Raw genomic sequence first — 11905 nt, 5'->3', positions numbered from 1 at the left:
GGCTCACCGCCAGCTGTCACCGGGGGCCAGCAGGCTGGTCAGCTCGGCGATGGCCGCTGGTGACGGCTTGAAGTAACGGCGGAGGTTCTCCGGCTTCTTGTGACGCGACTTGGCCATCAGCATCGTCAGCCTGCACAAACGCTCCCGTCACGTCTCGCCGATCGTACCAACTCATCGTGTCACCAGGGGCGTTCACCAGCCAGAGGACCCTGTACACGCTGTGCCGTGCGAGGCGTCAGCCCCGTGCTGTGAGGGCGCGCATCAGGGCGAGCCCGTCGACGACCTGGCCCTCCTGGTTGGTCAGGGGTGCCGTCTGGTTGCTGCTCTCCCATTCCGCCCGAATTTCCTCGAGTTGCTGAGGGGAGATTGCCGCGCCGGCCGTCGGGGTGGTGACGACCTTGAACGGAAGACGGGCACGGCGCCCGGGGGCTGTCTGCACCACCACCACGGCGATCTTCTGATTCGGCGCGAGAGGCTCGGGGCCGAACGCGCGGTGGTCGTGCTCGCCGGGCAGGGCCTCACGTACGCGCACCGAGGCGCCGGCGTTCCGGTTGAACCACACCCGGTCGGCTTCGGCAGCCCGGTGTCCCGTTGCCACGTTGCTGCGCGACGGGCCCCCGGCCGCGGCGGCTTCCTCGCCCATGCCGTAGACGGTGCGGCCCTCCCACACCGGGGTACTCCGGTTCTGGTTCTTCTTCTTTTTCCTCGTACGGCTAAAACGTCTCCACTCCCTGTCCCAGGGGGCCCACGCCGGGCTTGGCCGACTGTTCAACGAGACAGGCGAGATATGCGCGGTGGGCCAAGCGAGGGAAGCAGCGGTGTCTGTCCGCGCGTCGTGCCTGTTAAACGCGGTATGTCGTCCTCACGTTCTCGCCGCCGCGCGCCGCGGCCGCCAGTTGTCGCCCGTCCACACGCCCCGCTGACCGGCGATTCACCGCCGACCCGGCGGCGTGTCATCACGCCTACCAGGTCGCTGTTGATTTCGGCTTCGTAGTCGTCGACGCGATCGCCGACCTCCTCCCTCAGGAAGGGGCTTTCGCCTTGGCCAAGCGCATGGGGTTCTGCGACTGCGGCCGCCTCACCCTTGACGACACCGACCTCACCCGCGGCCCCCTGAGTGCCGTGGCAGCCGCCAACGTGACCGCCTGCCAGGGCCTGGTACTCGCCGCGATCGACTAGGCAGTTTCGTTTGGATCACCGTGCAGACCAGAGGAAGATGCCCGCGATGTGGAGTCCGGCGAGGAAGATGGTCGCGGTCTTCTCATAGCGGGTGGCGATGCCCCGCCACTGTTTCAAGCGGTTGATGCAGCGTTCGACGGTGTTGCGCTGCTTGTATGCCTCGCGGTCGAAGGCTGGTGGCCTGCCGCCTCGGCTTCCGCGCCTGGCTTCGTTCACGTGAAGTAGCGTCGCGGTGGTGCGGTGCCACCGGAGTGCGGCAGAAGCGGTCCGTCTCTTGATCACCGGTCGTTAGACTCCCGGGGTTCGGATGCTGTCGGTGGACTGGAAGGCCAAGCCATGGACGATGACCGTTGGGCTGGCTGGCCGGAACGGTGGGTCGGCACGGACTGCGACGTGCGGGCGGCCGTGGGCGCGATCCCGCGAGAGGTCAAGGACGGGTTCAGGTATGACGAAGTCCCCTGGCAGCGGTTCCGGCACTTCTACGGCCCGGGCGAGGAGATGCCCGGTCTGCTCACCACGCTCGCGTCCGGGGACGCCGAAGCTGCCGACAGGGCCTTGGGGCAGCTCTGGACGAGTCTTCACCACCAGGGCGGCACGATTGCGGTAGGAGCACTGGCGGTGCCGTTCCTGCTCCGGATCGCGGCGACCGGGCACTCCGAGCTCCGTGCCCGAATCCTTCGCCTGGTCGCCGAGATCGGCCGGTGTCAGCACATGGGGGACGGATCCCGGGAAGGTCTGCTCCAAGTCGCCGAGGAGCCGTTGATGATCGAGGGCAGCACGATGTGCCCGGTGGACTGGACGATCCAGGCCGCCCGTCAGGCCGTCACGGACGACCTGCACCTTCTGCTCCCGCTTCTCTCCGACCCCGACCACGAGGTCCGCTCCGTGACCGCCTACGTCCTGGCGGCGGCGACCGGCGAGCTTTCGCACGTCTCCTCTGCTCTGCAGTCCAGGCTGGCGAAGGAAGACAATGCGGTAGTCCGGGTGAGCATGATCCTGGCGATCGCCCAACTCGCCCGCGAACACCATGATGAAAGCGCTCCCAGGTGGGCCCGGGGCCTGTGGTCGGATCCCGGACGACCGCCCGAGGTCCGCATCGGCGCCGGCCTGGCCTGGCTGTGCCTGGTCACCGACCCCGCCCCGGACGAGCTCCGCGCCCTCCTCACCGACCCCGGCACCCGTCAATTCGACAGCCTGCTCCAGCCGGTGCCGTGGCTCACCTGGATCGACCCCACCGGCGTCGGGCTGCGCAGCTGCATCGACGAATTGCTCACGGCGAACATCCCCGAAACAGTGCTTGACGATCCTTGGAGTGGAGGACCATCAAGCTGATCCATGCAGCGGTCAGCCGGTCTTGGCTGCCTCCTCGGCGCGGGCTCGGGTGCTGGCGAGGCGGTAGGAGTCGGTGCCGGTCTCGATGATGGTGCCGTTGAAGGTGAGGCGGTCGATGATGGCAGCGCAGAGCCGCGGTCGGTGAACGTCTTGGTCCAGTCATCTGGGGCTGGCACATGTTCCTTTTCGAGGATCGCTGCTGCCACCGGCCCGTATCCATCTCCTGCGGTCCTCGTTGGTCTTCACGGTGGTGCCCGGATTCTCCAGGTGCTGCCTTGATCGGTCAGGTGCGAGGAAGGTGTGCCGGTGACATCCCAGTTGCGGGTGATCGAGGGTGGTGCCGTCCTGCTGGAGCCAGTAACTGCCGATCCGTGGGAGTTTCAGGCCGAGTGTGTCGAGGCGTTCGTCGCCTCGTGGCGGGCCCGCGGGTTCAGCCCGGTGACGGTCGAGAACGACATTGGCCTGCTGGAGCGGACGCTCACTGCGCTGGGTCGACCCGCGTGGGACGTCACCCCGGAGGACATCGACCGCGTCGTCGGCGACCTGGCCCTCGCCGGGCGGGCGGCATCGACCCGCCGCGAGTATGTGCAGATCTTCAAGGGCTTTCACCGGTTCCTGCAGGTCCGCAAAGCCGTTGAGATTGAAGCGGGGTTCGGTGTCCGTCTGGTCTGCCCGGTGGACGAGTTCAACGCCTCGCGGCATGTCGGGGACGACTCGCCAGCTCAACTGCCGCCGCCGACTCCGGAACGAGTGGCGGAGTTCTTCGACTTCCTCAAGTCTCGGATCGCCAGCGCCCGCAAGTACGGGCCCGCGGCCCGGGACTATGCGATGTTCCGGACCCTCTATCACGCTGGCCTGCGCTCGGAAGAGGCGTCCCTGTTGGACCGTCCCGACGTCCACTTCTCGCGGGGCCCGTTCGGAAAACTCCACGTGCGATTCGGCAAAGGCGCCCGCACCTCCGGCCCGCGGCCGCGCTGGGTGCCCATGCTGGACGGCCTGGACCTCGTTCTGCACTGGTTCCTCGACGACGTGCGGGGCAAGTTCCCCAACTCGCCGGTGCTGTTCGCGGACGAGTCCGGCGGCAGCCTGCACCGCGGGACGATCCGCAACCGCCTGCGCTATCTGATGGAGATCGAAGGACGCCCGGCCGCCGACCGGTTCAGCCCGCATGCCCTGCGGCGGGCCTGCGCGACCCACAACTACGAACGCGGCGTGGACCTCGTGGCGATCCAGCACCTCCTCGGTCACTGGACGGTCAGCTCGACCATGAGATACGTCCGGCCGTCCGCGACATTCATCGAGGACGCCTATCGCCGCGCGGTGACCACCACACTGGGCGAACTCACGGCAGAGGAGGGCAGCCCCGCATGAAGATCCGATGGCGCCTGCGGATGGCAGCCGCCCAGCGGGAGGTGTGGACCGGCACCCAGCTGCAGCGGCTTCTGGCCGAACGTGCCGGCCTGCAGATGTCCTCCGCGTCGGTGTCCGCACTGTTCACCAAAGAGCCCTCCCAGGTGAAGATGTCGACCCTGATCGCGTTGTGCACCGCCTTGGAATGCACTCCCAACGACCTGTTCGAGGTCGACACCACCCCCGTCGAGCGTCCTGCCGCACCACCCAGGCCAGTCGCTGACCTGCCCAAGGCGGCCTCCGCCCGCGGCCGTTCGATGCCCCCGCTCTGACCCGGGTGGCATCGTGGGCGTCAAACAGAGCGACTGCATCGGCTGCGGGGCCCCGGTCGGCCTCATCGACCGGCAGTACTGCTGTCGCTGCACCGCCCGGCAGAAGGAAGCGGCGGCCAGAGCTGTGTGCCCCCGCTGCGGCCAGCAGCGCGTACTCCAGAAGGACACCGGCCGGTGCATCACCTGCTCACGCGTGTGCACCGCCTGCGGTCACCCGGTGAGAGACAAGACAGCGACATTGTGCCGGGACTGTTTGCGCACAGCTGAACGCGACGCCGCCAAGGCGCCCTGCCCTCGGTGTCATCGGCCCGGCTATCTGCGTGAGGACACCGGCTGGTGCGGGCACTGCTCGCGTCCCCGCCAGACCAAACAGCCGCCCCGGCCCTGCCGCAAATGTGGCCGCGTGCGCCGGCATGCCGGGCTGGGACTGTGCTCAGCCTGCTGGCAGCGTCACCCCGACCGGCCCTTCGTCCGGGCCGAGAACCTGATCGCCGAACTCGCCGAACCCCCGCACTGGCTGCGGGACTTCGCCGCCGATCTCGCCGCCAAGTACTGCGTCAGTCGCGCCTGCACGATGATCACCTCCCTGGGACGACTTCTCCGGGATGACCACCCCAACCACCCGCAGGCTCTGCTCGAACGTTCCCGTCATTCCGGACGCTCGATGGGCTCCCTCGCCCGCGCGCTGGAAACCTTCTTCACCGGTCATGGCATGGCCATGGCCACCAATCAGGCCGAACGGCTCGCGGCGGGCCGCCGACAGCGCCGCATCGATGCGACCCCCGAAACCCTGCGGCCAGCGGTGGATGCCTTCGCCGACTTCATGATGCGCTCGCGCGAGAGGGCCCGCCGAGCCGGAACACGGCCTCGCAGCGATTCGACCGTCGAAGCGGCGCTGGCCATCATGCGTGACCTCGCACGCCTTCTCGCCGACGAACGCGGCAAGCAGGACTGGGCACTGACCGACGTCCACGATGTCGAAGCCTTTCTCGCCGGCTCGCCCAAGGCCCGAAACCGTCGGCTGGTCGTGCTCGGACAGTTCTTCCGCTTCGCCCGCTCGCGGAAGATCGTGCTGGTCGATCCCACCCGAGGTCTGTCCTCCCGAGGGCCGAGCGGCTTCACCGGAGGGACGCTGACACTCGACCAGCAACGCGTGTTGTTCCGCCGCTGGACCACCGATCCTGCTGTCCACCCGCACGAGGCCCTGCTGGGCATGCTCGCGCTGTTGCACGGCGCCTCAAGTCGCGAGGTCAAGATGCTGCAGAGCGATGATCTGGACCCGCGGGCGAGGACTGCCCGGCTCGGCGACCGCCCGCATCCGGTCCCCCTGGACCCGGCGTCATGGGCCGTGCTGGAACGCTGTCTGGCTCACCGCGAAGTTCAGCGAACCGACAATCCCCACGTCATGGTCACCCGCCAGACGAAGTCCGGCAGGAGACCCGCCTCCACCGCCTATGTCAGCCACGTCCTCGACGCCTGCGGCTTCCCGCCCCGCATGATCCGCTGCACTCGACTGCTCGACCTGGTCAACACCATGGACCCCAAACTCGTCGCGGCCGCCTTCGGCATGGACCCCGAAGCCACCATGATCTACCTCGCCGACCGTGTCGATGAGGGCCGTTTGCCGGAGTGGTGAAGACCAGGCATTGAAAATCACTGAAGCCGCAGGACGCCAGGGGCACGATCCTCGAAAATCCTGATCAGCCAGTCGAAGACGGTCGGCCCGTGCTGTGCATGCGCCGCAGCCAGATCCGCACTGACAGCAGGTCGGTTCGTGGGATGGCACCGTGAGAGGCGAATCTCCAGTTGGCGAGCCGTCTCCGGATAGCCCAGATACTCGCGAGACGCCTGGTGGTCACGCCACTCAACAACGTAGTCATCATCGTCGGGCTGCCCGAAGCCGCCACTGAGGCAGTCAGCGAAGGCGTCGAGGTTCTTGCCGAAGTAGCCTCCAGGGCCATTGACCGCCTCGCCGATGAGTCGCCAGAAGTCTTCCAGCGTCCTCACCTGGGTGCCGTCCAGCACGTATATCGCCGTCACGGCACGAAGGATACGTCCAGCTCGATGATCTACCTCTCCAATTGGAACCCGTGCTGTTCAGCCGTTGCCTGACACAGGTTCGCCGGAACATGTGCGCCTTTCCGAATGATTCGTTGGAGGCGATGGCCACGCTGTTCTTCTCCTCCCGCTCGGCCAGAACCTGGAACAGCATCTCGGCACCCCGCCGGTCAAGCTCGAGGTAGCCCAGCTCATCAATGCAGAGAAGATCGACGCGTCCGTAGCGGGCGATCATCTTGGACAACTGCTTCTCGTCGGCGGCCTCGACGAGCTCGTTGACGAGCTTGGCGGCCAGGGCATAGCGGACGCGGCACCCGGCCATGGCCGCTGCCGTCCCGAGGCCGATCAGCAGGTGGGACTTGCCGGTGCCGGAGTCCCCGATCAGGCAGAGCGGCTCGCCCTTCTTGACCCATTCGCAGGTGGCGAGGTTGTTGACCACGGCGGGAACGACGTTGGGATTGGCGTTGTAGTCGAAGTCGGACAGCCACTTCTGGCGGGGGAAGCCAGCGGCCCGGATCCGTCGCTCCGAGCGTCGCCGGTCGCGGTCCTCGCATTGGGACATCAGCAGCTCGGCCAGGAACCCTCGGTAGGAAAGGTGTTCGCGTTCGGCACGGGCGACGAGGTCGGGGAACTGCGCTCGCATGGTGGGCAGCCGCAGGACCCGGCAGGCGGTGTCGACCGCCGCGTCGGAGGCGGTCTCGGTCAGGTTGTGGTGCAGGCCGTTCATGGCGCGTCCTGCCTGGAGTGGTTCAGCAGCTGGTCCCAGCGATCGAGAGCGGGCAGGGGACGCTGGTCGGTGGGAAGGCGGACGGCCCGGTGCGTTCAGGCTGACCACCTCACTGGGTTCCGGTCCGGGCAGGACAGGTGCTGGCCCGGTGACCGTCACGGTGGGGGAACGACCATCGGTCTGAGCGGCTTTGCGGGCCTCGAGAGCGACAATGTCGGCGGTATGGGCGCCTGCCGCGAGGGCGGAGCGGAGTCCAGCGATCACATCGCGGTGTTCGAGGTGGCGGTGGAGGGCGGTTCGTTAGTCTTTGAGAGATTCTGTGATGGTGTGGGTGCGGGCGGAATCCGCTGAGTAGGCGAGAAGGCCCGCCGACAGGATCCTGATACTGCACCGGCGCCCGGTCCGCGACCACGAGCAACGGCCCGGCAGTCTGACAGCGAGAGCCGCCCCTCATGACGTCCAGAACAGTCGGCGGGGGACATGAGCTTGGGAAGCACAGTGCTTCTGAGCCTTAGTAGCAGCCGGGCTGGTCGAACTTCGACGGCTGCCTCCAGATCAATGATTGAAGGCGCTCATGTCTCCGGGCTCGGTCTCCAGCGCCTCGCGGTCGAATTTCAGCATAAGGAGGAAGAACACCCCGCCAGCGACGAGCAAGCCGACCACGATCACGACGGAAACGAGCGCCTCCCGGGGTGCCACCAGCACGAACAGCGCGACGAGCGTCCACACCAGCGCGCAGATCGCGACCGGCAGCTCGAAGCGCCCGAGGTCGAACGCCCCTGTCCTGCGCTCCAGTCGTTTACGCACCGCCAAGTAGAGGACGATCGTCGAGCCGTAGATGATCGCCGGGAGGATCGTTGACGCCGTGATCAGTTCCAGCAGTGCGGCACCCGGCAGGGCGACCATCAGGATGACCCCCAGGGCGAAGATCAGGATCGTCGCCGGAACCGGCGTCTGCGTGCGCGGATCGACCCGCCGCATCAGCCGGTGGGCAGGGAAGCGTGAGTCGCGCGCCATTGCGAAAATGATCCGCGAGCACGCAACCATCACCACCATCCCGGCGCCGAAGAACGCGAACGAGATCGCAACCAGCAGCGTCCTCTCCATCACCGGGCCGAGCTGATCACGCATGATCGCCGCGACCGGTGAGCCATTGGCGGTAATCCGAGGGATGTCGTCGATCGCGATGGTAAGCGTGATCAGGAACAGCATTCCCAGCAGTCCGGCCGCCACGACCGATCCCACGATCGCGCGCGGGACGCTGCGCTGGGGATCCTTGGCCTCCTCGGCCAGGTTCGCTGCGGAGTCGAAGCCGACGAGCGTGGCGAGGCCCATGATCATCGCAATCATCAACCCGCCGCCGACGGCGAAGTAGTCGGGGGCGTTGTTAGCGACACCGCGCGAGACGAGGTTGCCGGCTGCGCCGTCGCCCGTGATCCCCACAGCAATGATGAGCGCGATCGCCACCGCCACGACGAGTGCCAGTTCGAGCCCCACCGCGGCCGAGTTGATCAGGCTGACGATGCGAGTCGAGGCCACTGCGAGCACGGCCTGGACGAACAGCACCACGACCGTGATCAGTCGCGCCGTGTCCTCGTCCGGCTCGAGGCCGACGAGCGGCATGAACGCCTGACTCGCGAGGGCGTTGTCGGCCGCCACCACGGCGATGGCCAGGTAACAGAAGGTCAGCCAACCAAAGCCCCAGCCGACCTTCGGGTTGGCCAGTCGCGAAGCCCACTGGTAGGAGGAGCCGCTGAGCGGGATGCGGGCCGCAAGTTGCGCCACGACCAGAGCCACCAGCACCTGCCCCACCGCCGCGATGACCCAGAGCCAGATCCCGACCGGCCCCGCGTTCAGCAGCACATCGTCGTACGTCGCGAAGACGCCGACCGCCACCGAGATGAACGCGAACGAGATCGCGAACACCTGAAAGGAGCCGAGCGTCCGTTTCAGCTCCTGCTGGTAGCCCCCGACCTCGACGGAATTGTCACCACTCTCGCTGGCATGCCCGTCCGTCGAAGCTTTCGCCACCTCAGCCACCACACCTTCCTATGGGGGCCGTCCGACCACCCATATCCCTGCACGTTTCAGGGCCAATGCCATATCTTCACCATCTGTGCCACGTCCTTTTCGTATGCGACACGAACTAGAGAAGGGCGGTTCGTGATTTGAAGTCCATTTCCGGGTGAGGCTGACGCAGGGCTGCTCGTCACGGTCCGCTGTCGGCTACTGCTTCCTGGTGAAGCTGCCGGTGTAGATCTCGGTGAGGACATCGAGCTTGACCAGGCGTTTCAGCTTGGCGCGGGTGCCCTCGATGTTCTTGGGCAGCAGTTCGTGGTCGAGGGCTTCGCAGACGTCACGGGCCCGGATGGGGCCGGCGGCCTCGTTGCAGAGGGCGAGGATGCGGGGGTAGCCCGGGTGCTCGGGCAGATCGGGCGAGACAGGGTGGGCGGGGAGCCGTTCGCTGAGGGCGGTGACGGTCTTCCGCGTGATGGCGAGGTGCTCGAGGTGGGTCTCGGCTTCCCGTAGCCGAGCCTGCAGTTCGAGTGATCTGTGTGCGGAGGTCGTCGGCCACGGCGCGGGCGGCTTCTTCCTGGATGTCGAGTGCGTCGAGCAGGGCCTGGATGTTCATGCGGTGACCGCCTGCGGTCGCGCCAGGTGGAGGTGGTCGTGCCGGTGAGCCACTGGGCCATGACCTGGGTCATCGCTCAGTGGACGCGGGACGCAGAGGAGGCTGGGCGGTGTTCGTAGTCACGGACCAGGCGTCGGTGCAGTATCAGCATCCCGTTGGGCCTCGAGGACCGGTGCCACCGCGGACGACGTGGACCACTCGTGGCAGGCGTCTCTCCTGCGTTTCGATCTGGAACACACCTTCCGCTTCGCGAAGCAGACCCTGGGCGGTCCACCCCGAAAATCCGCACTCCCCAGGCAGCGGACCGCTGGACCTGGATCCTGATCGTCGCTCACACCCAGCTCCGGCCGGCCCGGCCCCTCGCCGAGGACCTTCGCCGACCGTGGTAGAAACGCGCCATCCTCGACCGGCTCACCCCGGCCCGCGTCCGCCGCGGGTTCAGGAACATCCGCGCACACCTCGCCTGCCCGGCCGTGTTCCCAGAACCCCGAGGAGCTGGCCCCGGACGGCCTCCGGCGCCAAGAGCAGACACCGGGCACCCTGTTACGACGTGGGCAAGACCGTCGAACGCCCCGAGAGTCTCAAGGCCATCGGCAAGCCCGGAAGGTCTTGGTAGTTGAAGAACAAGCTGAGTGCGGCTTCCCGTGCCAGCGCACGCGGCTGAAGGGCATGCGTGCCACGTACTGGTGATGAGCGAGGACCACAGGCACCCGAGGTGGCGAACCTGATGCATGTCCGGTGCCCCTCGGAAGCTGCCGGAGCCGGTATCTCGGCAGGTCTTGGAGCTGCTGCCCCGGCCCTGCCCAACGTGGCCCGATACCTGACTTCCAGGCCGGTGGGACGCGGATTCCTCTGGGACGGCTTCAACGCCGGGATCGCAGCCGTTCTGGTCGGAGACCCGGACACGGCCCGCGATCACTTCGAGAGAGTCCTTCGAGAGGACCCGCTGGCCTCGTGGATGATCGAAGCCCACCAGAAGGCAGGCGAGCTTCACGCGCTCGCGCCAGATCGCGATGCCGTGACTGCCTGGGTGACCCAGGCAGTCCACTCATGCCGGAGCAAGCTGGGCCTGAATCCCGTACCGCTCACGATCAGCTGAACGAACCCGCGCTTTGAACGACAGAGCTCCGCTCAGGCCGGCAGGACTCGCCTCCGCAACACGCCGAAGCCGGCCCGGCCTGACATCTGGCGCTTGATCATTTTGATCCGGTGGACGTGCCCCTCGACGACGCCGGACCACGGCAGTAGCAGGCCTGCGGCGACAGAGGCGAGACCGCTCGAGAACATTGACGAAGGCATTGAGGCTGGGCAAGTCGTCGGCTGTTCGACGCCGCCGCAGACGCGTGGAGGGAGCTGGGATAGCGGCTCGTCCTTGAGCATGACCAGCTCGGACTCCTCTATCCACGGCGAGCAACCGCCACGGAAGTGGAAATAGTCAGCTCAAACGAGCATTCTTCTCTCGCGTTCGCCGCCGTCGCCGACCCGCCCTCAAGGGCGTACTACGACAAGAAGATCACCCAGGAAAGCCACCACACCCAGCCCTCTACCTCACGGATCGGGCCGATGTCATCTTCGCGATGCTCCGCGACAGCACCTTCTACCAACCACGGCCCAGCTGCTGTTCAACATCCCTACACCATGCTCAACAGGTGATCCGTCGGTCGGTAGCTGTTCTTCCGGTCGGCACAGACGGCGACCGCCCCATCCTGCCGGCACCGCACGCCCACCGATGCCCAACGCACCGATCCATCGCCCGTGAGCGAGAACGCGACAGCAACTTCGAACTCGCCGCTCCCTCATGGGCACTCAGCCACGCAAGGTTCAGCGTCCTCCCAGTACTCCGCGCTGTCCGCGATGAACGCCCGACTGCCACGGGCAAGGCATTCGCGTTCCACACCCCCCTCCACCTCGTCGACCTCCACGGAGAAGACGCCCCCACCGCACACGGACGCGGAGATTGTCACCGGATTGTCGTCAACGCCGCAGAGGCACGCCCCGAGCTCCGCAGAGACACCATCACACACCTGGTCGACGCGTTCCGCTGACTGCACCGCTACAACACCCGACGCCGTCATTCCCACCTCGGAGAACAAACCACGCTGGCCCAAGCCGCATAGCCCGTGTCCAAGATTCCGGGCCTTGACCCAAGGCCGGGTAGTTAGCGTTTTCGCAGTTCACGCAAGCCAGTTGAAGAGCTTCCGACGCGGAGCAACGGAGCTCGTTGGTACAGGCAGTCGACCAAGACAGCTTGTCCCGAAGGAGCTCCGTTGCCCCGTCATTGTGTCCTGCCGTCTC

The 11905-nt window shown here is 66.8% G+C and carries 9 protein-coding genes and 5 pseudogenes; 7 read left to right on the top strand and 7 right to left on the bottom strand.

Going from position 1 to position 11905, the window contains the following annotated elements:
- Positions 1-3: 3 nt before the first annotated feature.
- Positions 4-129: pseudogene (locus ACWCPM_RS29980) on the bottom strand (site-specific integrase); the annotation flags it as partial.
- Positions 130-235: 106 nt separating this feature from the next.
- Complete coding sequence (locus tag ACWCPM_RS29975; RefSeq protein ID WP_450979389.1) at positions 236-643, bottom strand: hypothetical protein; 408 nt, start codon at positions 641-643, stop codon at positions 236-238.
- 398 nt (positions 644-1041) lie between these two features.
- On the opposite strand from ACWCPM_RS29975, the gene ACWCPM_RS29970 reads away from it, so the two are divergent.
- Positions 1042-1179 carry a hypothetical protein gene (locus ACWCPM_RS29970; RefSeq protein ID WP_450979388.1) on the top strand — a complete coding sequence of 46 codons (138 nt, stop codon included), beginning with the start codon at positions 1042-1044 and terminating at the stop codon, positions 1177-1179.
- 15 nt (positions 1180-1194) lie between these two features.
- On the opposite strand, the pseudogene ACWCPM_RS29965 reads toward ACWCPM_RS29970, so the two are convergent.
- A pseudogene (locus ACWCPM_RS29965) lies at positions 1195-1383 on the bottom strand (IS5/IS1182 family transposase); the annotation flags it as partial.
- Positions 1384-1515: 132 nt separating this feature from the next.
- Here ACWCPM_RS29965 and ACWCPM_RS29960 point away from each other — a divergent pair.
- Positions 1516-2511: a hypothetical protein gene (locus tag ACWCPM_RS29960; RefSeq protein WP_450979387.1), complete on the top strand. Its 996-nt coding sequence runs from the start codon at positions 1516-1518 to the stop codon at positions 2509-2511.
- 12 nt (positions 2512-2523) lie between these two features.
- Here ACWCPM_RS29960 and ACWCPM_RS29955 read toward each other — a convergent pair.
- A pseudogene (locus ACWCPM_RS29955) lies at positions 2524-2669 on the bottom strand (ATP-binding protein); the annotation flags it as partial.
- 166 nt (positions 2670-2835) lie between these two features.
- On the opposite strand from ACWCPM_RS29955, the gene ACWCPM_RS29950 reads away from it, so the two are divergent.
- From ACWCPM_RS29950 to ACWCPM_RS29940, 3 genes are all read left to right on the top strand, one after another.
- Complete coding sequence (locus ACWCPM_RS29950; protein WP_450979419.1) at positions 2836-3882, top strand: tyrosine-type recombinase/integrase; 1047 nt, start codon at positions 2836-2838, stop codon at positions 3880-3882.
- On the top strand, positions 3879-4193 hold the full coding sequence (locus ACWCPM_RS29945) for a helix-turn-helix domain-containing protein (RefSeq protein WP_319171778.1): 315 nt from the start codon (positions 3879-3881) through the stop codon (positions 4191-4193). Before ACWCPM_RS29950 ends, ACWCPM_RS29945 begins: the two co-directional genes overlap by 4 nt.
- Positions 4194-4596: 403 nt before the next feature.
- Positions 4597-5829, top strand: coding sequence for a tyrosine-type recombinase/integrase (locus ACWCPM_RS29940; RefSeq protein ID WP_450979386.1), 1233 nt, complete (start codon positions 4597-4599; stop codon positions 5827-5829).
- 17 nt (positions 5830-5846) lie between these two features.
- On the opposite strand, the gene ACWCPM_RS29935 is transcribed toward ACWCPM_RS29940, so the two are convergent.
- The 3 genes and pseudogenes from ACWCPM_RS29935 to ACWCPM_RS29925 form a co-directional block, all read right to left on the bottom strand.
- Positions 5847-6233, bottom strand: a complete 387-nt coding sequence (locus tag ACWCPM_RS29935; RefSeq protein ID WP_450979385.1) for a barstar family protein — start codon at positions 6231-6233, stop codon at positions 5847-5849.
- A 100-nt stretch (positions 6234-6333) separates the two neighbouring features.
- Positions 6334-6978: pseudogene (gene istB, locus ACWCPM_RS29930) on the bottom strand (IS21-like element helper ATPase IstB); the annotation flags it as partial.
- Between the two features lie 555 nt (positions 6979-7533).
- Positions 7534-9018: an APC family permease gene (locus ACWCPM_RS29925; protein ID WP_450979384.1), complete on the bottom strand. Its 1485-nt coding sequence runs from the start codon at positions 9016-9018 to the stop codon at positions 7534-7536.
- 748 nt (positions 9019-9766) lie between these two features.
- On the opposite strand from ACWCPM_RS29925, the pseudogene ACWCPM_RS29920 reads away from it, so the two are divergent.
- Both ACWCPM_RS29920 and ACWCPM_RS29915 read left to right on the top strand, forming a co-directional pair.
- Positions 9767-10226: pseudogene (locus tag ACWCPM_RS29920) on the top strand (NF041680 family putative transposase); the annotation flags it as partial.
- A gap of 192 nt (positions 10227-10418) precedes the next feature.
- Positions 10419-10709 (top strand): hypothetical protein, encoded by a 291-nt coding sequence (locus ACWCPM_RS29915; protein WP_450979383.1) that lies wholly within the window; start codon positions 10419-10421, stop codon positions 10707-10709.
- The last annotated feature ends 1196 nt before the right edge of the window (positions 10710-11905 follow it).

It is taken from the genome of Streptomyces sp. NPDC002309, from assembly GCF_053593375.1.
This window is presented reverse-complemented; position numbering and strand designations above follow the sequence as displayed.

What these genes read in the sequence shown, in the direction of transcription:
- ACWCPM_RS29975 (WP_450979389.1), bottom strand. Translation starts at nt 643, where the DNA reads ATGGGCGAGGAAGCCGCCGCGGCCGGGGGCCCGTCGCGCAGCAACGTG.
- ACWCPM_RS29960 (WP_450979387.1), top strand. Translation starts at nt 1,516, where the DNA reads ATGGACGATGACCGTTGGGCTGGCTGGCCGGAACGGTGGGTCGGCACG.
- ACWCPM_RS29945 (WP_319171778.1), top strand. Translation starts at nt 3,879, where the DNA reads ATGAAGATCCGATGGCGCCTGCGGATGGCAGCCGCCCAGCGGGAGGTG.